Below are 23,967 nucleotides of genomic sequence, written 5' to 3' on the forward strand. Positions count from 1 at the left end.
GAGCATGGCGGCGCGCTCGGCGACCTCGACGGCCAGGAACGGCTCGACGCTACGGGCGCGTTCCGACGGCGTCATCGCGAATCTCGCGCGCGCAGCCGCGCGAGCGCGATCTGCGTCAACATCCCGGGACCGTGCATGAGGACTCCGACCTTGCTCCCTGGCTGGTCGGTCCAGTTCACGGGCACCTCGACGATTCGATGTCCACTCCCCTGGGCCCGCAGGAGGACTTCCACGTCGAACCCGAACCCGCGTGTCTGGAGGGGCTCGAAGAGCTCCTTCGCCACGGCGCCGTGAAAGGCCTTGAAGCCACACTGGGAATCGGCGACGCCACGCAGCCCGAGCCGCGCCACGAGCCAGTTGAAGAGTCGTCCCGCGATCACGCGATGTCGGCGAGCGACAACGGACACGGCCGGGTCCGCGAGGACGCGCGAGCCGATGACGATGCCGGCGCCGGCCATGAGCAGGGGCTCGACGCGCTTCAATTCGCCAATCGGCGTGGCGCCGTCGGCGTCGGTGAAGAGCCGATAGTCGCCGCGTGCGGCGAGCATTCCCGCGCGCACCGCGGCCCCCTTGCCCTCGTTCCGGGGCAGCGCGAGGAGTGAGAGGCTCCCGTGTTGACGAGCGAGCGCACGCACGGCGGCGGCGGTCTCGTCGGTGCTTCCGTCGTCGACGACGATGACCTCGTACGGTTCGCCCCGCCCGTCAAAATACGCGAGGACCTCCTCGAGATACCGCGGAAGACGCTGCGCCTCGTTGAAGGCCGGGATGACGATGGACCAGCGAGGGCTCACGGCACCTCCGCCCCCTTGGGATGACGGCTGCGGCGAGCGTGTCCGGTGTCGTGCGCGGCACGTGCGACTCCGTCGGCGACCGCCGGCGCGACGTTCTTGTTGAAGACGCTGGGGATGATGTACTCCGCCGAGAGCTCGCTCCGCCCGACGCACGCCGCGATGGCGCGTGCCGCGGCGAGTTTCATCTCGTCGTTGACCGTCCGCGCCCGGGAGTCGAGCAATCCGCGGAAGAACCCCGGGAAGCAGAGGACGTTGTTGATCTGGTTGGGATAGTCCGAGCGGCCGGTCGCCATCACGGCCACGTGTCCCTCCGCCTCTTCGGGCTGGATCTCCGGGACAGGGTTGGCCATCGCGAAGACAATCGGGTTGCGCGCCATGCGCGCGAGATCGCCGGCGCGGAGGATGCCGGGCACGGAGAGCCCGATGAACACATCCGCCCCCCGGACCGCATCCGCAAGCCCACCCTTCACACGCCGTGGATTGGTGGTCGAGGCGACCCACCGCTTCATGAAGTCCATGCCTTTGGTCCGACCCCGATGGATGGTCCCGTGCTCGTCCACACCGATGATGTCCCGGACGCCGCTCGACTGGAGGATCTTGATCGTCGCGGTCCCCGCCGCCCCGACGCCCGTCACCACCACGCGCAACCGGCGGAGGTCCTTTCGCACGATCCGGAGAGCGTTCAAGAGGGCGGCGAGAACCACGACGGCCGTCCCGTGCTGATCGTCGTGAAACACGGGCACGTCGAGCTCTTTCCGTAGCCGGTTCTCGATCTCGAAGCAGCGTGGCGCCCCAATGTCCTCGAGGTTGATCCCGCCGAACACGGGCACCACGAGCTTCACGGTCTCCACGATCTTGTCGACGTCGCGGGTCGCCAGGCAGATCGGAAAGGCATCGACACCCGCGAATTCCTTGAACAGCATCGCCTTGCCTTCCATGACGGGCAGCGCTGCCTCGGGTCCGATATCTCCGAGGCCGAGCACGGCGGTACCGTCCGTCACGACGGCCACCGTGTTGTGCTTGATCGTGAGCGCGAAGGCCCGGCGGCGATCCTCGCGGATCGCCAGGCACACCCGGGCAACGCCCGGGGTATACGCCATGGAGAGGTCGTCGCGGGTCCGGATCGGCGCCTTGTTCCGGATCTCGATCTTGCCGCCCAGGTGCATCAGGAAGGTGCGGTCGGAGACGTTGACGACGCGCACGCCGGCGATCTGCTTGAGCCGATTGACGATCTGCTGGCCGTGTACGCTGTCGCTGGCCTTGACGGTGATGTCGCGCAACACGCGATCGCGCTGCGACTCGACCAGGTCGACCGCGCCGATGTCGCCCCCGGCCTCGCCGATGGCGGAGGCAACGCGGCCGAGCATGCCGGGGCGGTTCCGGATCTCCACGCGGACCGTGATGCTGTAACTCGCGCTCGGCGCCACGGCCATCAGCGCGGCTCCGCCGGCAGCGTCCGGCGAATGAGATCCAGCAGCAGGGTCGCCGTCCAGATCCGCATGGAGGGCAGATCGCCGCCGAAGCGGTACTCACGGGCCTCACCATTGGCGCCGTTGGCGCTGACGGCGACGATCGCCCGCCCGGTGGGCGGCGACGTGCCGGACACGGGCTCGACCCAACTCACCGCCCCCACGGCGGCGCCGTCCCACTTCGCCACGGCCGCGGCCAGGGCGCGCGTCCGCTCTTCGGATCCCTCCACCGTCCGGGCGTCGGGCCCCAGGCGCTCCGCCTCCGAGAAACCGGCGAGCACGACGCCCCCGGCGAATGCCTCCGGCGCCGATGCCGCGAGGCGGCCGCTGGCGGCACCGGCGCCGCCGACCTCCACGAGCGCCACCCGCCCCGGCGCCGCCTTCAAGCGTGCCGCGATCTCACTCTCCAGCGTCGCGTCGGCGGCGCCGAACACGGCGTCGGCCAGCCGGGCGCGGATCTCGGTCTCGACGGGCGCGATGAGACGCTCGGCCGACGCCGCGTCGTCGGCCTTGGCGGCGATGCGGACATCCACCTGGCCCAGGTGCGCCAGCGTGCCGACCGTGGGATTGGCGCCCTTCTCCATAAAGTCCGCCAGGAGCTCGCCGATCCGGTTCGCGCCAAGGCCGACCGTCTTCAAGACACGCAGCCGTCTCTCTCCCCCTGGACGCCGAGGCGCTTCCGGAGATAGGGGATGACGCGGCTCACGAGCAGGTACTCCATCTCCCGGGGAACCCCCGGCAGGGTGATGACGGTTCTGTCGTAGTGCTCTACGATGACCGCGGGCGCCGTTCCGACCGGGTTCTCCACCGGGATCGCGCCGGCCGGGATATGTGCCTGGCGGCGGTTCGAGGGCGACAGCCGGAGTCCCCGTGCGGTGAAGTAGGCCTCGATCTGGCCCATCAGCTCCTCCGAGAACACCAGCTCCCGGTCCGTGGCAGCCGCCACCGCCTCCCGGGTGATGTCGTCGGCCGTGGGGCCGATGCCCCCGGTGGTGATGATGACGTCAGAACGTCCCAGGACCTGGCGGAGGGTCGCGGCGAGGTGACGTGCGATGACAGCGGAGTTCGCTATGGCCTCGGCCTCCAAAGGAATCCCCCTCCCGGGCCGCTCATCTTAACAGAGCAAAGTCGGGCCGAATACGTGAACGCCGCTACCCAGTCTACCCAATCCGATTGCCAGGCGAGTGTCGTATTTACGACGGGTTAGGGAATCCTGTGACTTCTTGGCCTGGTTCTTGTAGTCACAGAAGCCCTGAAACGGATTCCGTCACGGACACATCTAACAATCAGAAATCCGAGTGTTGGTGACGCGATGACATTCAGAGAGCCGGATCGTGAGATGACCATCGACGCAACGCCCGTCGCGCCGACGGCCCTCATCCAGGATGAGGTCGCCGAGACTCCGCTGCTGATCGAGGAGGAGGGGCCAGAGGCTGTCCCGGAAGGGGCCCTGCCGGAGCTTCCGACCCGGGGCGAGGACCCTGTCCGACTCTATCTGAAGGAGATCGGCAAGGTCTCCTTGCTCAGCGCGCGGCAGGAGGTGGAGATCGGCCGCCGGATCGAGGTCGGCCAGATCGCCCTGCGCCGAGCCCTGTCCGGCACCCCCCTGGCGTTGCGTGAGCTCCTGGAGGTCGGCGACCGGCTGCGGCGCCAGGAGATCCCGGCGGACGACGTCATCGTCCTGCCGGAGGGCGGGGAGCTGGACGCTGCCGAGATCAAGCGCGTGCTCAACGCCTTCGCGCGTATGCGGAGGCTGGAGCGCGAGATCGCCCGGCTCAAGGAATCGCTCCGCGACCGGCGCCGGTCCGCGGCGACCCGGCAGAACTATGCGAAGTGGATCGCGGCCAACCGCGAGGCGATTCAGAAGATCGTCGCCGAGATGCCGCTCAAGCCGGCGCTCATCGACGAAATCGTGGCCCGCGTGCGCCACCACTGCCAGCGGATCGGGCAGCTCGGCGCGCAGGCGGCCGGCAAGGGTCAGGCGGCCGCGGCGGCGGGGCGGGAGCTGCGCCTCCTCGAGCGGGACGCGGGGCTGCCGCGCCGGCAGCTGCAGGCGCTGCTGGGCGAGATCGAGCGGAGCGACCGTGAGGTGCGCCAGGCCAAGAAGGAGCTCATGGAGGCCAACCTCCGTCTGGTGGTTTCCGTGGCCAAGCGTTATCTGGGCAGCGACCTGTCGCTCCTGGACCTCATCCAGGAGGGCAACATCGGCCTGATGAAGGCCGTCGATCGCTTCCAGTACCGCCGCGGTTTCAAGTTCTCCACGTACGCCACGTGGTGGATCCGCCAGGCGATCACCCGGGCGATCGCCGACCACTCGCGGACGATCCGTATTCCTGTCCACATGGTCGAGACGCTGAACCGCATCTCGCGGGTCAACCGCCAGATGGTCAACGAGTTGGGCCGCGAGCCCACGCCCGAGGAGCTGGCTCAGCGGACCGGCGTGCCCGCGAAGAAGGTCCGCCTCATCCTAGAATCGTCGCGGAAGCCGCTCTCACTGGAGACGCCGATCGGCGAGGACTCGGAGCTGGGCGACTTCCTCGAGGACAAGTCGGCGGACTCGCCCAACGACACGCTGCTGACCCAGGATCTGACGACCCAGGTCGAGCGGGCGCTGGCCATGCTCTCCCCGAAGGAGAAGGAGATCCTCCGGCTCCGGTTCGGAATCGGCGAGGAGGGGGAGCACACGCTGGAGGAGGTCGGCAAGCGCTTCGCGGTGACGCGCGAGCGCATCCGGCAGATCGAGGCCAAGGCGCTCCGCAAGCTGCGCCACCCGCTGCGCGGGCGAAACCTGAGGGCGTTCGTCGAGAATTAGCCGCTCTGGGCGCGGGGGCGGGCGGGGTACTGCTCGACCACGAGGCCGGACTTCGATTCCGCTTCGCGGTGCACCGCCTACCCGCCAGACCTGTTTCTGTCGCAGGGAACGGGTCTTGCAGGGTCTTGCAGTACCCCACCCGCCCCCGCGCTCAGCCGGGAACCCTCTCGCCGACGGCCGCGGCGCCCCCGCGGTGTGGGGGGGAGCCGCGGCCGGCCGTACGTTTCGTTAACTCAGCGCCGCGCGGGTGAGGCCGGCGCGAGTGTGCAGCATCATCGTGACGTCATCTGGCCGGACTTGAGAAGCTCGTAGGTCGCGATCCCCGTGTCGGGCGGCGAGCCGCTGATCATCGTGATCATGGTGGCGATCTCGCTCCGGTGGTGGGTGGCGTGGTTGACCACGTGCTGGAGCAGCGGCCAGAGCGCGAGACGGAACGGCTTGCCCTCGATGTTCCGATACTCTACCAGGCGACCGAGGTCGGCTTCGGTCAGTCCCTCGATGAAGGCCCGCTGCTCCTTGTCCAGCGCGTCCCAGCGTTCGCGCAGGACCGCCAGGCTCGAAATGTCGTCCCCGGGGAGCTTCGTGGGCGAGGTGCCTTTCCAGCGCTGCAGCCACCCCCAGTCGGCGCCGTAGAGGTGAGCCAGCATGCGCCTGACCGTGGGAAAGCTGAACTGCGAACCGACCTCCCGCCCGGCGGCCGCCTCGCCCAGCGAAGCCGCGACGTCGAAGAGTCGCCGGTTCGCCCACCAGTGGTAGTCGTAGAGCCCGCGGATCATTTCGATGCTCATGGCTGGCTCCTTCACGAGAGAATGGCGACGACCTCGCCCTCCTGCACGGTCTGGCCTTCGTGGACCCGGATCTCGCTGACGTGGCCGGCGCGCGGCGCCTCCACGGGGATCTCCATCTTCATGGACTCCAGCACGATCACCGGGTCGCCGGCTTGCACCACATCGCCGGGCTTGGCGGTGATCTGGAACACCACCCCCGTGATGTGGGCCTTGATCTCCTCAGGCATTGAACACTCCTTGCTCGACCATCTGGGTATGGACGGCGCCGCGGCGGTACTCGGGGTGGCTCATGACACGCCGGAGGAACGGCACCGTCGTCTGCACGCCTTCGATGACGCACTCGGCCAGGGTCTTGGCCATGCGCTCGACGGCCTGCTCCCGGCAGTCGCCGCGGGCGATGAGCTTCACGAGCAGGGGGTCGTAATGGACGGACACGGTGCTGCCCGCCGCGACGCCGGATTCGATCCGGATACCTTCGCCAGCGGGGAGCTCCAGGCGCGTGATCGTGCCCGGCGACGGAAGAAACCCCTTCGCGGGGTCCTCGGCATAGATCCGGCATTCGATGGCGGCGCCGCGCTGGATGATCTCCTCCTGGCGCCACGGCAGGGGCTCGCCGGCGGCGACCCTCAGCTGGGCGACGACTAGATCGACACCGGTGACCTCTTCCGTCACCGGGTGCTCGACCTGCAGCCGCGTGTTCATCTCCAGGAAGTAGAAGCGCCCGGTCGCGTCCACCAGGAACTCCATGGTCCCCGCGTTGACGTAGCCGATCGCCCGGGCCCCGGTGACCGCAGCCGCGGTGAGGCCGGCCTTGGTCTCCGCGGGAAGGTCGGGCGCCGGGGACTCCTCCACCAGCTTCTGGTGGCGCCGCTGGATCGAACACTCGCGCTCGTGCAGGTGTACCAGCGCGCCTCGCACGTCACCGAAAACCTGGACCTCGACGTGGCGCGGCCGCTCGAGGTAGCGTTCCACGTAGAGCGCGCCGTTGCCGAACGCCGCCTCCGCCCGGCGCCGCGCAGTGGCGAACGCCGCCGAAAGATCGCCGGCCCTGGTCACGCGGGCCATGCCGATGCCTCCCCCGCCCGCAGTCGCCTTGATCAGTAGGGGAAACCCGATGTTGGTAGCCAAGCGCTCGGCCTCGACGACTTCCGCGACCGGGCCGGGGCTGCCGGGCACGACGGGCACTCCCACAGCGCCCATCACCCCACGCGCCTCGGTCTTGTCCCCCATCGTGCGGATCACCTCCGGCGACGGGCCGATGAAGGTCACCCCCACCTTCGCGCAGGCGGCGGCGAACTGCCAGTTCTCGGCAAGGAACCCGTAGCCGGGATGCACGGCGTCGGCTCCCGCGCGGCTGGCCGCGGCGAGCATCGCGTCGATCGAGAGGTAGCTCTGGCGCGCGGGCGCCGGCCCGATCGGCACGGCCTCATCAGCGTCTTTCACGTGGGGAGCGTCGCAGTCGGCCTCCGAGTAGACGGCCACGGTCTTCACGCCGAGCCGCCGGCACGCGCGAAAGACGCGGCGGGCGACCTCACCGCGGTTGGCGACGAGCACCTTCTGGAACACTACGCCGCGGGCTCGGAGCGGACCAGCTCCGCCTCGACGACCCGCCATGCTCCGTCCAGGCGTCGCCACTGCAGCTGCAGCACCGTCGCGCCGCGCGGGCCCGACAGCCGGAGCTTCACGAATCGATGGGCGCCGACCCGGGCCTGGGCCACGACGTCGCCCCGGCGGGATGGGCCCAGGCCGTCGTAGGTGGCGAGCACCGCCGCCAGCGCGCTCGCAGCGATCTGCCCCGCCAGGGCCGGCAGGTCGCCCTCGACGAGAGCCCGGACATGGGCGTCAACCTCGGCGCGGAGGTCCGATGCGATCACGCCGGGATCGAAGACCGAGTCGAGCACCACGAGATCGTCCGCGGGGTCGACGCCCGCCACCTCCAGAACCAGCGGCGGCGTCGGGCTCTCGCCCGTCATGCCACCCGCCTCGGCGAGGGCCTCGTACAGCCGGCGCTCCCAGTTGACGACCCGCGCGCGCGAGGCGTCGTCGCGGAGCAGGCGCTCCAGCACCGCGGCTCCGGCGGCGACGTGACGACGCTCCTCGGCGATGCAGCGCTCGAGGATACGCCGGGTCGGCGGCTCGTAGACGGGGTTGGCCGCGGCCAGGTGCCGCTCGTACGTGGCGATCAGGTGGGGCTTGAGCACGCGGTAGACGCCCACGACACGCTCGGGCGACTCCCCACGGCCTTCGCGCGCATCCAACAGGTCCATGAATCGCACGAAGCGCTCGTTGGCGGGCTCCGATTGCTGCGCCGGCGAGCGCAGCTCCGGGAGCCGCCGGCCCCACAGATCGGCGTGCTGGGCGCAGTCCCACACGTGCCGGCCGAACAGGAGCTTGACGGGCAGCTCCGGCGTCAGCGCGATCCAGCCGCCGAGCGTGCGCATGACGCGCTCCTCCGCGTAGCGGTAGTGCCGGACCCGCCGGGCAGAGGCCTCGACCGAGAAGTCGCCGGCCAGTGGATGGGCGCTCACGGATCCGCCAGGGGGCGGGCCGCTAGTACCTCGTGCCGGGGTGGTGGTGGTGCGAGCCGCAGGACGGCCGCGGAGCCGGAGGCGAAGCGCGTCCGAGGCGAGCCCGCGTGAAGGCGAGCCAGACGAGGCACGAGGGTGGGAGTGCGAAGCCGCAGCGCGCCCGGCGCGCGAGGCGAGCCTGAGTGAGGGCCGACCGGAGCGTACGGGGGAATGCGAGCCGCAGGGCGGCCGCGGAGCGCGCCCGAGGCGAGCCTGGGCGAGGTCGTACGAGCCGAGCGGCGGCCGAGATGCCGCAGGCACGAGCGCCGCGAGGCGAGCGAAATACCCCGAGTCGTACGTGAGGATCGGCGTGGGGGTGCGAGCCGCAGGACGGCGGCGGGCCGCTGGGCGAGCGGCAGGGCGACCAGGGGCTGGGGCCCCTGCGCCCGAGGCGAGGGGACGTAGAGAATCTCGCCCGTCCGAGGCGAGCCTGCGAACAGTCGTGCGAAGCCGTAGGGCCTCCGCCCGAGGCGAGCCTGAGTGAATCCGAGAACGAAGTATGGTGAAGCCAGGAGGTCCGGCACTAGTACACGGGGGAGCGCTGCGTGCTGCGGACGAGGCGCTCGATCTCCTCGTCGGTGAAGCCGGCGAGGCGGCGCGCCTCCTTCGCGATCGAGATGCCGACCTCCTCGTGGTCGCCGTCCAGACGGACGCCCGCGAGGTTGAAGCGCTCGTCGATCGTCTCCTGAAACTCGATCGCGCGGCGCCGGCGCTCGGGGTCGCCCCTGGTCAGCTCGTTGAGCCACTTCGACCCCATGCGCACGTGCGTGATCTCGTCGGCGAGCACGAAGTCCACTGCCCGCTCGATGATCGGGTCGCCGATCCTGCGGGCGATGTGCACGAGCTGGTTGAAGACGTCACAGGCCAGCCCTTCGAGCCCGCGATTCACGCCGGCGACCCGGGCGGCCGCGTCCTCGGCGCAGGCGCATCTCCAGAGGATCGTCGACTCGGGAAACTCGCCCACGTAACCGCCGAGGTGGTCCATCAGGCCCAGGTAGATCTCCACGTGGCGCGACTCGTCCCAGACCTGCCGGGCCATGTCCAGGGTGAACTCCCACGGCGCGTCCGGGAAGTCGCAGACCGTTCGCCCCGCCCCCTCCATGGCCTGAAGCTCGCCGACGAGGATGCCGTGCACCCGCTCGCGGATCGACTCCGAGCTGGCGAGGTCGGCCATCGGCGGCAGGCCCTGCTCGATCCGCATCTCGGCGATCTCCCGACCCCGCTTGCGCACGAAGCGGTCCTCGCGCGCCAGCTTGTCGTAGGCGATCGGCCGCTCCATGGCGAAATTATACGCGCTCCCGAAACTCCTTGCCCAGCAGCCCCTCCGGCCGGAGCAGCAGCACGATGATGATGATCAGGAACGCGAGCGTGTTCTTGAACTGGATGGTCAGGTAGGCCCCGGCCAGGCTCTCGGCCACGCCGAGGAGCAGGCCGCCCAGGACCGCCCCCGGCAGGCTGTTGAGCCCGCCCAGCACCGCGGCGGCGAACCCCTTGAGGAAGGGGTCGAGCATGAAGAAGGGATCGAGGAGGAGCGCCGGGGCCAGGAAGACGCCGGCGACCACGCCGAGAGCGGAGGCCACGCCCCACGACAGGCCGAGCACCACGCGGGTGGGGATGCCCAGCGTCTGGGCGGCCATCAGGTTTTCGGAGGTCGCGCGCATCGCCAGCCCCAACCGTGTCCGCTGGACGAGCAGGTAGAGCAGCGCGCTGCCGACCACGCCGGCGGCGATGGTGGCGATCGCCAGCTGGCTGACGATGACCCCGCCTACCTTGTACGTCTTCGTGTCGGAGATGGGGAACGGCAAGGACACCGGCTCGGCGCCCCAGACGTAAACGACCACGCCTTGCAGGATCAGCGCCAGGCCCAGGGTGAGGATCACCATCCCCAGGAGATTGGCCCCCTGACGCTGGGCCGGGACGAGGACGCCGAAGTAGAAGCCGATGCCGACCCCGGCGCCGATCAGGAGGCTGGCGGCCAGGGCTACCACGAAGGGGTAGTGCTGCGTCAGCAGCGAGAACGACACGAAGGTGGCCAGCGTCGCGATGTCGCCGTGGGCGAAGTTGAGCACCCGGGTGGAGCGGTAGATGAGGACGATTCCCAGCGCCACCAGGGCGTAGAGGCTGCCCGCCGAGAGCCCCGTCAACGCGTACTGGAGCAGCCGTTCCATTCTTACCTGAACGGCCAGAGCTGGAAGTAGAGCCGCGCCTTCAACCACCGGCCGTAGAGCCCGAGCGGCTCGAAGATCAACACTAGCAGAATCGTCACCCCGTAGACGATGGGGACCATCTCGCGGAAGTCGGCGAAGACCTTGGGGACGAGGAGGACGAAGGCGGCCCCGAGAATGGACCCCTCGACGGAGGCGGCGCCGCCGATGATGACGGCCACGAAGACCGTGATGGCCTCCGCGATGTTGAAGATCTGAGGCTCGATGTGGCCGAGCACCTGCGCATAGAGCGCGCCGTGGACGCCCGTGTAAAAGGACGAGATGGCGAACGCCAGCAGCTTATAGCGCGTGAGGTTGACGCCGTTCACCTCGGCGGCGATGTCGGAATCGCGGATGGCGGCGAAGCCGCGCCCGACGTACGAGGAGATCAGGTTGTAGGTGGCGAGCGTGAAGCCCACCAGGAGGAGAACGTAGAGGTAGTACTCGTACCGGCGGCTGGAGAGCCCGAACATCGGCGCCAGCTTGGCGATCGCCAGCCCCGACCGCCCGCCGGAGAGCACCTCCCAGTTAACGAAGATCTGGTAGACGGCGACGCCGAAGCCCAGGGTGGCGATGGCCAGATACGGCCCCTTGAGGCGGAGCGACGGGAACCCCACGATGACGCCCGCCAGTGCCGCCACGCCGCCCGCCGCCACCAGGGCGATCAGAAACGGCGCGCCCCAGATCCGCAGGTGCCCGAAGGCGAAGGCGCCGATGGCCAGGAAGCCGGCCTGGCCGAAGGAGATCTGTCCCGTGTAGCCGATGAGGATGTTCTGGCCCATTACGCCGATCGAGTAGAGAGCGATCAGCGTCGCCAGGAAGACGAAGTGCTCGGCGGCCACCCAGGGGAACACCGCCAGGGCCACCAGCAGCACCGCCAGGAGCGTCCGGGTGACCGGCTTGCGCGCCAGCGCCAGGTCCTGGCGGTAGGACTCGACGAGATCCACGCGTCAGGTCCGGTAGAGGCTCTGGATCAGCTCGGCGTACCGCGTCTCGATGGCGCGGCGCTTGACCTTCTTCGTCGGCGTCACGTCGCCCTCCTCCTCGTAGAAGCGCCGCGGCAGCAGGGCGAACTTCTTGATCGTCTCCACCTGGGACAAGGTCTTGTTCATCTTCTGGACCTCGACCTCGATGAGTCGGACGACTTCGGGGTTCTGAGTCAGGTCCTGAAAGGTCGTGAAGGGGACACGATGGTCCTGGGCGAACTTGGTGACGTTGTCCTCGTCGATCAGGATCAGGGCCACCAGATACCTGCGCCCGTCGCCGATGACGACGGCGTCCTGAATGTACGGGCTGAACTTCAGCTTGTTCTCGATGTAGGCGGGCGTGACGTTCTTGCCCCCCGCCGTGATGAGGATGTCCTTCTTGCGGTCCAGGATCTTGAGATGCCCGTCTTCCCAGGCGCCCACGTCCCCGGTGTGGAGCCAGCCGTCGCAATCGACGGTCCGCGCCGTCAGCTCCGGGTCCTTGAAGTAGCCCTTGAAGACGTGGGGGCCCCGGGTGAGGATCTCGCCGTCGTCGGCCAGGACCACCTCGATGCCCGGCAGCGGCTCACCCACCGTTCCGACACGGGGGCGGTCGAGCCGATTGACGGAAAGCACGCCGGTCGATTCGGTCAGCCCGTATCCCTCGATCAGCGGAACGCCGAGCGCGTGGTAGTACTCGAACAGCTCCGGCGACGCCGGCGCCGCCCCGCAGAGAGCGATGCGCATCCGGTCGAACCCGAGCCTCCGCTTCAGCGGCCCCAGGCCGATCCCGTGCGCCAGCCGATAGAGGACGGTCAGCGCCGGCGGCACCCGCCCCGCGGCCCTGGCCCGGGCGTAACGGCGTCCGATGGCGACGGCGGCCCGGTAAAGCGTTCGCTTGAGGGGCGTCGAGTCGGCCATGCGCAGCTCGACGGTGGAAGCCAGCTTTTCCCAGATCCGGGGCACGCTGGCGAAGTAGGTGGGCGAGACCTCGCGCAGGTTCTGGAACAGCGTGTCGAGACTCTCGACGAAGTTGACGACGTAGCCGCTCCGGACGGCCCCGAAGACCGTGATGAGGTTCTCGTAGACGTGGGCGAACGGTAGATAGGACACCACCTCGTCGTCGGGCGTGGCGGCGAAGATCGTGCGCGTGGCCTCGGCCTGCCAGAGGATGGACCGGTGCGAGAGCATCGCGCCCTTGGGCGGCCCCGTCGTGCCCGAGGTGTAGATGATCATCGCCGTGTCGTCGGGCTGGATCGATCGCCACCGCTCGTCCACCGTAACCGCCTGGGCCTGGCTGAAGGTCAATCCCTGCTTGAGGAACTCCTCGCAGAAGACGACGCGCTCGTCGGTGAAGCCCCAGAGGCCCTTGGCGTCCCAGACGACGATCCGCTCCACTCGCGTATCGCCCACGATCGCCAGCACCTTGTCGAGCTGTTCCTCGCTCTCGACGAAGATCAGCCGGGCCTCGGAGTGGTCCAGGAGGTAGCGGATCTGCTCCGGCGCCGAGGTCGGATAGATCCCGCAGGTGGCGCCCCCGGCCATCTGGACGCCGAGGTGGCAGTAGAGCCACTGGGGGCGGTTGTCGGCGAGGATCGCGACGTTCTCCCGCGGCCGAAGCCCGAAGGCGAGCAGCGCCGCGGCCACCTTGAGGACCTCCTCGCCGTACTGGCGCCAGCTGACCCGATGCCAGATACCGTAGGCCTTGTAGCGGATGGCCAGCCGATCGCCCTGACGCTCGACCTGCCGGAGGAACTGCTCGGGGAGTGTCCGCGCCGCCGTCTCGATCATCACCACCGTCTCCTCTTGCGATAGAGCCGCCAGCCTCTGACCGCCGTCTCCGCGGCCCCGATGCCGAGGTAGACCTCGCGGACGTCCTCGTTCCGCATCAACTCCTCGGTCGTCCCCTCGAGCACCACGCGCCCGGCCTCGAGGATCGCCCCGCGGTGCGCCGCCTGGAGGGCCAGGCGCGCGTTCTGCTCCACCAGCAGGATGGTCGTCCCCGTCCGGCCGATCGTCGCCAGCGCCTCGTAGACGCTCTTGGCGATGCGGGGGGCCAGGCCCAGCGAGGGCTCGTCGAGCATGAGCAGCCGCGGCCGCCGCAGCATGGCCCGGCCGAGGGCGAGCATCTGCTGCTCGCCGCCCGAGAGCGTCTCGGCCTGCTGCCGGGCGCGCTCCCGGAGGATCGGGAACATCCCGTACACGAAGTCGAGGTCCTTCGCGATCCCGTCGTCCCGCCGGCCCCACAGCCCCAGCTCGAGATTCTCCGCGACGGTGAGCTCCCGAAAGAGCCCACGATCCTCGGGGACGTAGACGATACCCAGCCGCGCGATCGCCTCCGGCGGCCGGCCATCGATCCGGCGCCCGGCGAAGAAGATCTGGCCCTTCTTGGGCTGATCCTTGAGCAGTCCGGCGATCGTCCGGAGCAGTGTCGTCTTTCCCGCCCCATTGGGGCCGAGCACCGTAAAGATCTCGCCTTCCCGCACCTCCAGCGAGACGCCGAAGAGCGCATAGATCCGGTCGAAGTAGAGGGTTTCGATGGTGGAGACGCCGAGCAGCGGGGTCGTCATTCGCCCAGATACGCCTTGAGCACCTCGGGATGCTGACGGACCTCGGGCGGCGCGCCCTCGGCGATCTTCACGCCGTGATCGAGCGCCACCATGCGGTGGGCCAGCCGGGAAGCGACCCGCAGGTCGTGCTCGACCAGGAGCACGGTGATGGAGAAGCGCCCGCGGATTTCATGGGTCCGGTAGGCGAACTCCTCCTTTTCTTCCTGGGTGAGTCCCGACACCGGCTCGTCGAGCAACAGGAGCTTCGGCTCGGTGGCCAGCGCGCGGCCCAGCTCCACCCGCTTCTGGACGCCGTACGCGCAGTCGGCGACCCGGGCCTTGCGCACGGCCTCCAGGTCGAGGAACTCGATGATCTCCTCGCAGCGCCGCCGGTGGCGGATCTCCTCACTCCGGAGGCGCAGCAGCGCCCCCAGAAAGTTCTTCTTGAAGTGCAGGTGGCGCCCAACCATCAGGTTGTCGAGGACGGTCATGTTATGAAACAGGCGCAAGTTCTGGAAGGTGCGGGCGATACCGAGCCGGGTCACGTGGTCGGGCGAGCGCCCGACGAGTGACTGCCCGCGGAACCGGATCGCCCCGGCCGTCGGGCGGTAGAGGCCGGTGATGCAGTTGAACAGCGAGGTCTTGCCGGAGCCGTTGGGGCCGATGACGGCGAGCGTCTCGCCCTCGGCGATGGTCAGGCCGACGTCCTGGAGCGCCGTGATCCCGCCGAACGACAGCGAGAGACCCCGCACCTCCAGCAGTTGACCAGGGGTGTATGGGGGGGATGCCCTGACCTCGAGCAGTTGACCGGGGGGGGATGGGGGGGTTGCCTCAACCCCCCCATGTACAGTCATCTCGCTTGTGCGGTCCCGCGCATCGACATCCACATCAAAAGTGTGGTTGGAAGATCTGGTAGCCGGCGACCTGAGCGACCTTGTTGCTCTCTGCGCTCTCGGCCCGCATCAACCGGACGGCGTTGAGCCCGTGCCGCCGGTTGGGTCCGAACGTGATTGGAGCTGTCAGCTTCTCGGCGGTGAAATTCTTGATCGACTCCATCCCCTCGACGAGAGATTCGCGAGTGAGGTTGCGCCCGGCCCGCTTGAGCCCCTCGACGGCGAGGATCATCGCGGCGGCGCCGGCCAGCGCGGTGTTCTCCTTGCCCTTGAGCGCCGGCTTGATCTTGGTGACGAGGTCGATGATCCGATCCGCATCGGGCTCGCCGGCGATGGTGCCCAGCACGTTGTAGTGCGCCCCCTCCCACTCCTTGCCCAGCAGCCGGAACATGATGAGATGGTCGCCGAGCGGAAACGACGCGAAGATCTTCGGACGATAGCCGACCTTCGCCATCTCCTTCACCACGTTCACGCCGTGGGTGATGGTCGGGTAGAGGATCACCGCGTCGGCCCCGGAATCTTTCAGCTTGAGCGCGTGGGTGCCCAGCTCGCGGTCGGTGAACTCGACCGGCACCTCCCCTGCCAGCGCCACTTTGCCGCCGAGCGCCTTGACGCCGCGGCGCACGCCCTCCAGGCCGCCCTTGCCGTAGTCGTCATTCTGATAGAAAACGGCGACCTTCTTGACTCCCACCAGACTGGCCGCCTGGGTCACCAGGAATTCGCCCTCGTCTACGTAGTCCGGATAGTTCACGAAGACGTAGCGAAGCTTTTCCCGCGGCTGCCTGGCCCAGATGGCCGGGTTGCCATACGGATTGATGACCGGGAACTTGTTCTCGTGCGGAAAGTCCTTGGCCGCGTTCAACACCGCCGAGCCCAGCAGCCCCACGTTCATCAGGACGCTGTCCTTTATCTCCGTGAGGTTCGCCACAGCGCGTCCCGGGACGTACCCGTCATCCTTGATCGTCACCCTGAGCTTGCGGCCATGGATCCCGCCCTGGGCATTCACGTGCTCCGCCCAGGCCTCCATGGCTACGGCGGTGTTACCCCATGCGGCGGCGACACCGGAGAGCGGCGTGGTCAGCCCGATCGCGATCTCGGTGTCGGTGACGCCCGGCGTCTTCTGGGCAAGCGCCGGCGCCGCTGCGGCGAGCAGCAACGCGAGGATGAGCGCCGTAACCTTGATCCTCATGCAAATATCCTCCTGGACAGCGCCTCGTCGGCCGTGGTGGGCGGGATTATAACTCAGGATGGCGCCGGTGCCCTCGACGGCGGCCGAGGAGCGTCGCCGGTACGACCGCCTCCTCGCCGAAGCGCGCGGTGAGCGCGTCCACAGCCCGCGCCATCCGCTCCCGGCGCACGGTGCCCGGATCGAGCAGCGGGAGCTGACCCGCCGCCTCCGGCCCGAGCCCGGAGGCCGACACGCCGATCAGCCGCACGGGCTGGAGGAGCCGCTCGCGGTCCAGCAGCGCCACCGCCCGGCGGAAGATCTCGAGCCCGTCCTGCGTTGGATTGCCCGAGTGACGCCGCGTCAGGGTTCTAAAATCGGCGAACCTCAGCTTCAGCGTCACCCGCGCCGCCGCCAGCCGCTCGGCTCTCAGCTCGCGGGCGACGCGCTCGGCCTGGGCCCGGAGCGTGTCCAGCAGCGTCGCCCGGTCCTGGCAGTCGACGGCGAAAGTGGTCTCGGCGCCCATCGACTTCGCCGGCACCAGGGGCTCCAGCGCGCGGTCGTCGCGGCCGAAGGCGAGGTCGTACAGGTGCTCGCCGTGCTTGCCGAAGCGACGGGCCAGATGCTCCCGGGGTAGGCGCTGGAGCTGCCCGATGGTCGTCACGCCGAGCGCGGCCAGCGCACGGGCCGTCACCCGTCCGACACCCCAGATCCGCTCGACGCCGAGCGGGGCGAGAAAGACCGCCTCCGTCCCGGGCTCCACCACGACCAGGCCGTCCGGCTTGCGGAGGTCGGAGGCCACCTTGGCCACGAACTTGTTGGCGGCCAGCCCCGCCGAGGCCGTGAGGCCGGTCTCCGTACGGATCCGCGCCTTGATGCGATGCAGGGCCTCGACGCCGCTTCCGAACAGCCGCTCGGTCCCGGTGAGGTCGACGAAGGCCTCGTCGACCGACACGGCCTCGATCACCGGCGAGAAGTCGCCCAGGATGGCCATGATCCGCGCAGACACGCCATGGTACTTCTCCATGTCCACGGGAAGGAAGGCGGCCTGCGGGCACAGGCGCGCGGCGCGACCGATCGGCATCGCCGACTTCACGCCGAACCGGCGCGCCTCGTAGGAGGCCGTGGAGACGACGCCCCGCCCGCGGGGATCAGCGCCGACCACGACCGGGCAGCCGCGCAGCTCGGGGCGGTCCCGCTGCTCGATGGACGCGTAGAACGCATCCATGTCGATGTGGGCGATCGCGCGGGCGGTCACCGGAAGCTCTACCCGGTCATCCGTCCGATCGGGGGGGCGAGGCCGGCAGGCGCGGCCTGGGCGTGCAGGCGGAGGCGGTCGCTCTTGGCGAACTCGCCGAGGATGGACCAGGCGGGGGCGGACTCACACGCGCCGTGGGTCCCGCTGGCTCCGCCACTTGTCGATCGATTTTTTCGAGAAGACCCAGGAACCGTTGACTTCGAGGCAGGGAATCTCACGCTTCGTCGCCAACAGCGTCAGCGTCGCTTCATCCATCGCCAGGTACGCGGACGCCTCCTGCATGGTCATGACGTCCTTCGGGGTCACGAGCGGCCTCCCGTCATTTGATCTTGTCCGGCTCCACCGCTTTGCGCAGGGCCTCGACCTCGGCCTCCAGCGCGCGGATGCGCTCCACGAGCTGCTCGATCGTCTTGCTCACCGCATCCGGCAGGTCCGTCTGGTTGAGGTCGATCTCCCCGGTCACCCGCCGACCGTCCTTGTATGCTACGCGGCCGGGCACGCCGACCACAACCGAGTTGGGAGGAACTTCGCGGACGACGACGGAGCCCGCCCCGATCCGGCTGCCGGCGCCGATCACGAAGCCGCCGATGATCTTGGCGCCTGCACCCACCACGACGTTGTTGCCGAGCGTAGGGTGACGCTTCTCGCGCTTGAGACTCGTGCCCCCCAGCGTGACCCCCTGGAGCAATGTGACGTTCTCGCCCACCTCTGCCGTCTCCCCGATGACGACGCCCATACCGTGGTCGATGAAGAGGCCGGGCCCGAGCTTGGCGGCGGGATGGATCTCGATTCCCGTCAGAAAGCGCGCGAGGTGGGAGACGAAGCGGGCGGTGGTGCACCAGCCGCGGCTCCAGATGCGGTGGGCCACGCGATGGAACGCAAGCGCGTGCACCCCCGGATAGCACAGCACCACCTCGAACGCCGACCGCGCGGCGGGGTCGCGCTCCAGCGCCGCTCTGACGTCGCGTCGGATCGCGTCAAACATCGCGCCCTCGCCGGCTCAAGCAGTGGCGGGCGGCGGCGCGGAGCGCGCCGGCGACCACGTCGGCGGCATGCTTGCGGTCGTCGGGCAGGCCGTCCAGCGCGCGCTCGATCTCCTCGGGTTTGACGTGGGCCAGATCCTCCACGGCGCGCCCGGCCATGATCTCGCTGGCCACGCTGGCCGCCGCGATCGTCGGTCCGCACCCGTACGTCTGGAAGCGCACCTCCATCGCCCGCCCCTCGCGCACGCGGAGGAAGAAGCGGGCCAGGTCGCCGCATCCCGCGTACTCGTCCTCGCCCACCCCGTCGGGCTCCCGCATGAGCCCGGCGTTGCGCGGATTCAGGAAGTGGTCGATCAGCGTCTGGCTATACCTCACGCCGCTCCCACCGGCAGCGCCTGCCGCAGTTTGCGGACGATCGGCTCCACGCACTCGACGACGTAGTCGATGTCATCGGCCGTGTTGGACCGCCCGAGAGAGAACCGGACCGCGCCCATGGCCCACTCGATCGGCACCCCCATCGCGACCAGAACGTAGGACGGCTCGATGTTGCCCGAGGTGCAGGCCGAGCCGGCCGACACGGCGACGCCCTTCAGGTCGAGCCCCAGCACGATCGATTCGGACTCGACGTGGCGGAAGACGATGTTGTCGGTCCCGGGCAGCCGCTCGGTCGGGTGCCCGTTCAACCGGACCTCGGGCACCCGGAGCCGGAGGGCCTCCCACAGGCGGTCGCGCAGCGCCCGTACCCGCTCGGCTTCCGCGTGCATCTCCCGCGCCCGGACCTCCACCGCCTTGCCGAAGCCGACGATGCCAGGCACGTTCTCGGTCCCCGCGCGCCGGCGCCGCTCGTGCTCGCCGCCGTGCTGGATCGCCACCATCTTCGTACCCCGGCGGATGTAGAGGCCCGCCACGCCCTTGGGGCCGTAGACCTTGTGGGAGGAAAAAGACATGACGTCGATGCCGAAGGCGTGGACGTCGATCGGGATCTTGCCGAACGTCTGGACGGCATCGACGTGGAAGACAAGGTCATGGTCGCGGGCGATGGAGCCGATGGCGGCCACCGGCTGGACCGTACCCACCTCGCTGTTGGCGTGCATGATGGTGATGGCGAGCGTGTCCGGCCGGATGGCTCGCCTGACGTCGTCCGGATCGACCATGCCGTACTGGTCGACCGGCAGGTACGTCACCTCGAAGCCCTGCCCGTGCAGGGCCTGAGCGGTACGGAGGACCGCGTGGTGCTCGATCTGGGAGGTGATGATGTGCCCCCGCCCTCGGGCGAGCGCCAGTCCCTTCACCCCGAGGTTGTCGGACTCGGTGCCGCCGGAGGTGAAGACGATCTCGTCGGGAACCACGTGGAGGAAGCGCGCGATGCGCTCGCGGGCGGTGTCCACCCCCTCGCGGGCGGCGCGGCCGAAGCCGTGCACGCTCGACGGGTTGCCGAAGCTTTCGCCGAAATAGGGCAGCATCTCGGCGACGACCTCCGGATGCACCGGCGTCGAGGCGTTGTGATCGAGGTAGACGCGCCGGGTCATCGGTTGCTCTCCCCCACTCCGGGTGCTAGGCTCGAGCCTCGATGGATCTGGCCAGAAAAAAATTCGGCGTGCTGCTCTCCACCGGACCCGATCATCCGAACCTCGGGACCGCGGTGGGGCTGGCCCAGGCGGCGCTGGACCGAGGCGCCGGCCTGTACCTGTACCTCATCGACGACGGCGTCCGGGCGCTCGACGACCCCCGCATCCGCACGCTGCCCCGGCGCGGCGCCAAGCTCTTCGTGTGCGCCTACGGGTGCCAGAAGCGTCGGATCCCGCTGGAGGACTCGCCCGACCTCACCTACTGCGGCCTGGTCGTGCTGACGGACATCATCAACGGGACCGATCGCTTCGTCGCCCTGAATTAGTTTGTCTGGCGGAACCGGCCACCTGTCCGACGACCAGCCCGTCCTCGTCCTCATCTCGATCGATCCGCGCGTCACCCATCGGGCGTTCGAGGCAATGCGCATCGGGGTGGGCGTGGTCTCCGGCGAAAACGCGGTCACCTTCGTCCTCACCGACGGCGCCGTCCACCTGCTCGACGGCGATACCGAGGAGCTGATCGACGGCGACGACATCGCCAAGTTCCGCGACACGCTCAAGCAGCTGGGGATTCCGTTCCACGTCGAAGAGACCGCGATTCCCAAGGACCCCGACTGGAACGCCGAGGGGCATCCCGTCGTCGTGGTCACGCGCGACCGGATCGCCGAGCTCGCCGACCGGGCCCGCCGCTCCATCGTCTTCTGATGGCCGGCGTCCTGCACCTGCTCAAGGGCGACCGCCCCTCGGTGGCGATGGCCACCATCGCCCGCCAGGTCCAGGCCGGCGACGAAGTCACCGTGGCGCTCCTCCACGGCGCCCCCGCCCCGTCGCTGCCCGCGAGCGTCCGGGTTCATCGCGTCCCCGACGACGTCTCCTACGACCAGTTGCTGGAGCTGATCTTCCACGCCGATCAGGTGATCACCTGGTAGACGCGGGCCGAGAGCGCGCCGACCGGGGGTGGCAGGGTCTGTGAGACCCGTTCCCGCCGAGGCCACCGCCCTCGCGCGTCGGGGGGACGGCGCGGAGCGACCACCGGCGCCGACCTCGTGGTCGAACAGACCCTGCCACCCCCGACCATAAGAACTCATCGGTTCCGGTACTCCTCCAGCCACGCCATCTGAATCTTCTCGAGAACGCTCTCGGTGGAGGCTTTGGCATCGTCGCTGAATCCGGGAAGCTCCGTCACCCACCGGTGGAGGTCGGTGAACCGCACCGTGAGGGGATCGGTGTCGGGGAACTTCTCGCTCAGCGCGATCGCGATATCCTCGGTGTCCCGCCACTTCATCATTTGGGGACCTCCACGACCACGTCGCCGCGCACCACGGCCTGGCAGCCCAGGCGCGAATGGATGGTGAGCCCCTCCGCCGTGTCCAGGCGGTCCTCCTCGTCCGGCTGCATCTCGGAGAGGTTGTCCTCGCCCTCCTTGACGACCACGTGGCAGGTCGTGCACGCGCAGTTGCCGCCGCAGTTGTGCTCGAGATGGATGTCGTGCGCCAGCGCGATGTCGAGCAGCGACCCGGGCAGACCGTGATCGGCCAGCGGGTACTTCTCGTCATCGACCTCCACCGTGACGTTCATCGGCAGGAAGGTGACTTTGTGAACCGCCATCACGGAGACTCCATGATCTCGGTTGCCCGCCGGCTGCCCAGCGCCTGCCGGAGCGCGGTGTCCATCATGACCTCGGCCAGGTGCTCGGTCGTGCGGTTCAGCTCGACCGTCTTTTCGCGAATCAGGTCCCGCTCGCTCGTCTCCCGGGCCCTCGCCAGCGCCTCCAGGGCCGCGGTGATCCGCTGCCGCTCCTCGGCGGAGACGAGGTCGCCCGCCTGCTTCAGCGACCGGTGGACGTGGGTCATCACCGTGTCCGCCTCGTTGCGCACCTCGATGAGCATGCGCGCCTCGACGTCGGCTTCCGCGTACTGGAACGACTCCTCGACCATGCGCTCGACATCGGTTTCGCTGAGGCCGTAGGTCGGCTTCACCTCGATCGAGGCCGCCTTGCCGGTCCGCAGCTCCTTGGCCGTCGTCTTCAAGATCCCGTTGGCGTCGATGAGGAACGTCACCTCGATCTTGGGCAGGCCGGCCGGCATGGGGTCGATGCCCCGCAGCTCGAACCGCGCCAGCGACCGGCAGTCCTTGACCAACTCCCGCTCGCCCTGCACGACATGCATGTCCACGACCGTTTGGCCATCCACCGACGTGGTGAACATCTCCCGTGCGCTGGTGGGGATCGTCGTGTTGCGCGGGATGAGGACACTGACGACGCCGCCCAGTGTCTCGATGCCCAGCGACAGCGGCGTCACGTCGAGCAGCAGCATGTTGGTGATGCCGCCGGCCAGGATATGGGCCTGCACCGCGGCGCCCAGCGCCACCACCTCGTCCGGGTTGAGCTGGCTGTGGGGTGTCTTGCCGAACAGCTCTTGCACGCGCCGCCGCACCAGGGGTATCCGCGTGGATCCTCCCACGAGCACGACCTCGTCCATCTGGTCCGGCCCCAGGCCGGCGTCGGCCAGGGCCTGCCGGCAGGGGCCGAGGGTCCTCTGCACCAGCGGCTCCAGGAGCCGCTCCAGCTCCGCCCGCGTGAACTCCCGCCGGTAGGTGAAATCCTCGAAGGGCAGGGTCAGCGCGGTCCGCTGCTCGCTGGAGAGACGGATCTTGGCCGCCTCCGCCGCCAGCCTGAGCTCCTGCATGACCTCGTGGTCATGGGCGAGGTCCACCGCGCGGCAGGCCAGCTCCCGGTGATGACGAGCCTGGATGTCCTCGAGGAGCCAGAGCATGAGCACGCGGTCGAAGTCGTCGCCGCCCAGGTGGGTGTTGCCGTTGGTGGCCAGGACCTCGAAGATGCCGTCCTTGACCCGGAGGATCGAGATGTCGAACGTTCCGCCGCCGAGGTCGTAGACGGCGATCACGCCGTTCTTCAACCGGTGCAGCCCGTAGGCCAGCGACGCGGCCGTGGGCTCGTTCACGATGCGCACGACATCGAGCCCGGCGATGCGGCCGGCATCGCGCGTGGCCTGACGCTGGCTGTCGTTGAAGTAGGCGGGCACGGTGATGACCGCCTTGTCGATGGGCTCACCGAAGTACGCCTCGGCCCGCTCCTTCAGCGACTTCAAGATCACCGCCGACACCTCGGGCGGCGTGACCTCGCGGTCGCCCACGGCGAGGCGCACGACGCCGTCGGCCGGCCGCACGGTGAACGGGAAGTAGCGCAGCTCGTCCTTGACGTCCTCGTACCCCCGCCCCATGAACCGCTTGACCGAGTACACGGTCGACGCGGGCCGGCGCACGAGCTGGCGCTTGGCCGCCTCGCCGACCAGGATCCCGTCGGGCGTGAACGCGACCACCGAAGGCAGCAGCAGCCGCCCCTCGGCGTCGGGGATCACGCGGGGCAGGCCGTTCTCGTCGACGTGCGCGACGAGGCTGTTGGTGGTGCCGAGGTCAATGCCGATGATGCGTGACATCGCTGTCCTCAGGCTCTGCGAGCGCCGCGTCAAGATCGTCGATGACGGTCCGGAGATAGGCTCGTCGCGCCAGCACGTCCTTGAGCACGGTCACGAGGCGGGGTCGGTCGGCCGTCGGCGCGGCATCCCACTCGGCGGCCAGCGATCCGGTGAGTCGCTCCTCTTCCTCGCGGCATCGGGCAGCGAGACGCTCGCGCTCCGCAGCGACCCCGTTTCGTCCCGAAGCGTCGAGGCCTCCGGCCTTGGCCTCCTCGAGCATCTCCTGGACCTCGAACATCTCCTGGAGCAGCTCGGGCGGCGCCTTCGGCTTCACGGGGCTCCCCTCGCGCGTCTCGCGTCCCTCCTCCAACCGGACGAGATACTCGATCCGAGCGATCGGATCCCGGAGCGTCCGATACGCCGTGTTGACGAGCGCCGACTGTTCGAGTGCCCGAGCCTGGACCTCAGGCGACTCGGCCTGCTGGAAGTCGGGATGATGGCGCCGGCTGAGGTCGTAG

The 23,967-nt window shown here is 69.0% G+C and carries 28 protein-coding genes; 4 read left to right on the forward strand and 24 right to left on the reverse strand.

Annotated features, from left to right (window positions below):
* Positions 1-71: 71 nt before the first annotated feature.
* Genes VGV13_17555 through VGV13_17570 form a run of 4 tightly spaced genes read right to left on the reverse strand, consistent with a single transcriptional unit; the run spans position 72 to position 3,347 of the window.
* A complete protein-coding gene (locus VGV13_17555; protein HEV8642898.1) occupies positions 72-791 on the reverse strand; it encodes a dolichyl-phosphate beta-glucosyltransferase in 720 nt (239 codons plus the stop codon).
* Positions 788-2,224 (reverse strand): malic enzyme-like NAD(P)-binding protein, encoded by a 1,437-nt coding sequence (locus tag VGV13_17560; GenBank protein HEV8642899.1) that lies wholly within the window; start codon positions 2,222-2,224, stop codon positions 788-790. Before VGV13_17560 ends, VGV13_17555 begins: the two co-directional genes overlap by 4 nt.
* Complete coding sequence (locus VGV13_17565) at positions 2,224-2,898, reverse strand: hypothetical protein (GenBank protein ID HEV8642900.1); 675 nt, start codon at positions 2,896-2,898, stop codon at positions 2,224-2,226. The genes VGV13_17560 and VGV13_17565 overlap by 1 nt, the downstream gene beginning before the upstream one ends.
* Positions 2,895-3,347, reverse strand: a complete 453-nt coding sequence (locus tag VGV13_17570; GenBank protein ID HEV8642901.1) for a competence/damage-inducible protein A — start codon at positions 3,345-3,347, stop codon at positions 2,895-2,897. Before VGV13_17570 ends, VGV13_17565 begins: the two co-directional genes overlap by 4 nt.
* Positions 3,348-3,599: 252 nt before the next feature.
* Between VGV13_17570 and VGV13_17575 the strand changes: the two genes are divergently transcribed.
* Positions 3,600-5,072: a sigma-70 family RNA polymerase sigma factor gene (locus VGV13_17575; GenBank protein ID HEV8642902.1), complete on the forward strand. Its 1,473-nt coding sequence runs from the start codon at positions 3,600-3,602 to the stop codon at positions 5,070-5,072.
* A gap of 272 nt (positions 5,073-5,344) precedes the next feature.
* Here VGV13_17575 and VGV13_17580 read toward each other — a convergent pair whose 3' ends face one another.
* The 16 genes from VGV13_17580 to VGV13_17655 form a co-directional block, all read right to left on the reverse strand.
* A complete protein-coding gene (locus tag VGV13_17580) occupies positions 5,345-5,860 on the reverse strand; it encodes a DinB family protein (GenBank protein HEV8642903.1) in 516 nt (171 codons plus the stop codon).
* A gap of 11 nt (positions 5,861-5,871) precedes the next feature.
* Positions 5,872-6,087: a biotin/lipoyl-binding carrier protein gene (locus tag VGV13_17585; GenBank protein HEV8642904.1), complete on the reverse strand. Its 216-nt coding sequence runs from the start codon at positions 6,085-6,087 to the stop codon at positions 5,872-5,874.
* Entirely contained in the window at positions 6,080-7,426 is a 1,347-nt protein-coding gene (locus VGV13_17590; GenBank protein HEV8642905.1) for an acetyl-CoA carboxylase biotin carboxylase subunit, read from the reverse strand. Before VGV13_17590 ends, VGV13_17585 begins: the two co-directional genes overlap by 8 nt.
* Positions 7,426-8,388, reverse strand: a complete 963-nt coding sequence (locus VGV13_17595) for a hypothetical protein (GenBank protein ID HEV8642906.1) — start codon at positions 8,386-8,388, stop codon at positions 7,426-7,428. The genes VGV13_17590 and VGV13_17595 overlap by 1 nt, the downstream gene beginning before the upstream one ends.
* Before the next feature lie 562 nt (positions 8,389-8,950).
* Entirely contained in the window at positions 8,951-9,706 is a 756-nt protein-coding gene (locus VGV13_17600; protein HEV8642907.1) for a DUF455 family protein, read from the reverse strand.
* Between the two features lie 7 nt (positions 9,707-9,713).
* Positions 9,714-10,595, reverse strand: coding sequence for a branched-chain amino acid ABC transporter permease (locus VGV13_17605; protein ID HEV8642908.1), 882 nt, complete (start codon positions 10,593-10,595; stop codon positions 9,714-9,716).
* 2 nt (positions 10,596-10,597) lie between these two features.
* On the reverse strand, positions 10,598-11,578 hold the full coding sequence (locus VGV13_17610; protein HEV8642909.1) for a branched-chain amino acid ABC transporter permease: 981 nt from the start codon (positions 11,576-11,578) through the stop codon (positions 10,598-10,600).
* A 3-nt stretch (positions 11,579-11,581) separates the two neighbouring features.
* Complete coding sequence (locus VGV13_17615; protein ID HEV8642910.1) at positions 11,582-13,387, reverse strand: long-chain fatty acid--CoA ligase; 1,806 nt, start codon at positions 13,385-13,387, stop codon at positions 11,582-11,584.
* Positions 13,387-14,166, reverse strand: coding sequence for an ABC transporter ATP-binding protein (locus VGV13_17620; protein HEV8642911.1), 780 nt, complete (start codon positions 14,164-14,166; stop codon positions 13,387-13,389). Before VGV13_17620 ends, VGV13_17615 begins: the two co-directional genes overlap by 1 nt.
* Positions 14,163-14,897 (reverse strand): ABC transporter ATP-binding protein, encoded by a 735-nt coding sequence (locus VGV13_17625; GenBank protein HEV8642912.1) that lies wholly within the window; start codon positions 14,895-14,897, stop codon positions 14,163-14,165. Before VGV13_17625 ends, VGV13_17620 begins: the two co-directional genes overlap by 4 nt.
* A gap of 136 nt (positions 14,898-15,033) precedes the next feature.
* Positions 15,034-16,227 (reverse strand): ABC transporter substrate-binding protein, encoded by a 1,194-nt coding sequence (locus tag VGV13_17630; protein HEV8642913.1) that lies wholly within the window; start codon positions 16,225-16,227, stop codon positions 15,034-15,036.
* A gap of 46 nt (positions 16,228-16,273) precedes the next feature.
* Positions 16,274-17,461 carry a DNA polymerase IV gene (locus VGV13_17635; protein ID HEV8642914.1) on the reverse strand — a complete coding sequence of 396 codons (1,188 nt, stop codon included), beginning with the start codon at positions 17,459-17,461 and terminating at the stop codon, positions 16,274-16,276.
* Positions 17,462-17,584: 123 nt separating this feature from the next.
* Positions 17,585-17,767, reverse strand: coding sequence for a helix-turn-helix domain-containing protein (locus VGV13_17640; GenBank protein HEV8642915.1), 183 nt, complete (start codon positions 17,765-17,767; stop codon positions 17,585-17,587).
* 13 nt (positions 17,768-17,780) lie between these two features.
* Complete coding sequence (gene cysE / locus VGV13_17645; protein ID HEV8642916.1) at positions 17,781-18,446, reverse strand: serine O-acetyltransferase; 666 nt, start codon at positions 18,444-18,446, stop codon at positions 17,781-17,783.
* A complete protein-coding gene (locus VGV13_17650; GenBank protein HEV8642917.1) occupies positions 18,439-18,819 on the reverse strand; it encodes an iron-sulfur cluster assembly scaffold protein in 381 nt (126 codons plus the stop codon). The genes cysE and VGV13_17650 overlap by 8 nt, the downstream gene beginning before the upstream one ends.
* Positions 18,816-19,973 carry a cysteine desulfurase family protein gene (locus VGV13_17655; protein HEV8642918.1) on the reverse strand — a complete coding sequence of 386 codons (1,158 nt, stop codon included), beginning with the start codon at positions 19,971-19,973 and terminating at the stop codon, positions 18,816-18,818. The genes VGV13_17650 and VGV13_17655 overlap by 4 nt, the downstream gene beginning before the upstream one ends.
* A gap of 41 nt (positions 19,974-20,014) precedes the next feature.
* On the opposite strand from VGV13_17655, the gene VGV13_17660 reads away from it, so the two are divergent.
* Genes VGV13_17660 through VGV13_17670 form a run of 3 tightly spaced genes read left to right on the forward strand, consistent with a single transcriptional unit; the run spans position 20,015 to position 20,941 of the window.
* Positions 20,015-20,338 carry a DsrE family protein gene (locus tag VGV13_17660; protein HEV8642919.1) on the forward strand — a complete coding sequence of 108 codons (324 nt, stop codon included), beginning with the start codon at positions 20,015-20,017 and terminating at the stop codon, positions 20,336-20,338.
* A 1-nt stretch (position 20,339) separates the two neighbouring features.
* Positions 20,340-20,717 carry a hypothetical protein gene (locus VGV13_17665; GenBank protein ID HEV8642920.1) on the forward strand — a complete coding sequence of 126 codons (378 nt, stop codon included), beginning with the start codon at positions 20,340-20,342 and terminating at the stop codon, positions 20,715-20,717.
* Positions 20,717-20,941 carry a hypothetical protein gene (locus VGV13_17670; protein ID HEV8642921.1) on the forward strand — a complete coding sequence of 75 codons (225 nt, stop codon included), beginning with the start codon at positions 20,717-20,719 and terminating at the stop codon, positions 20,939-20,941. Before VGV13_17665 ends, VGV13_17670 begins: the two co-directional genes overlap by 1 nt.
* A 155-nt stretch (positions 20,942-21,096) precedes the next feature.
* Here the strand turns inward: VGV13_17670 and iscX are convergent, their stop codons facing one another.
* From iscX to hscB, 4 genes are all read right to left on the reverse strand, one after another.
* Entirely contained in the window at positions 21,097-21,297 is a 201-nt protein-coding gene (gene iscX / locus VGV13_17675) for a Fe-S cluster assembly protein IscX (GenBank protein ID HEV8642922.1), read from the reverse strand.
* Entirely contained in the window at positions 21,297-21,620 is a 324-nt protein-coding gene (locus VGV13_17680) for a 2Fe-2S iron-sulfur cluster-binding protein (protein HEV8642923.1), read from the reverse strand. Before VGV13_17680 ends, iscX begins: the two co-directional genes overlap by 1 nt.
* Positions 21,620-23,470: a molecular chaperone DnaK gene (dnaK, locus tag VGV13_17685; GenBank protein HEV8642924.1), complete on the reverse strand. Its 1,851-nt coding sequence runs from the start codon at positions 23,468-23,470 to the stop codon at positions 21,620-21,622. The genes VGV13_17680 and dnaK overlap by 1 nt, the downstream gene beginning before the upstream one ends.
* Positions 23,448-23,967 (reverse strand): Fe-S protein assembly co-chaperone HscB (hscB, locus tag VGV13_17690; GenBank protein HEV8642925.1); only part of this gene is annotated, 520 nt, incomplete at its 5' end. The genes hscB and dnaK, both read right to left, overlap by 23 nt.

This window comes from Candidatus Methylomirabilota bacterium (assembly GCA_036001065.1).
In the GTDB taxonomy this organism is placed as follows: domain Bacteria; phylum Methylomirabilota; class Methylomirabilia; order Rokubacteriales; family CSP1-6; genus MNEF01.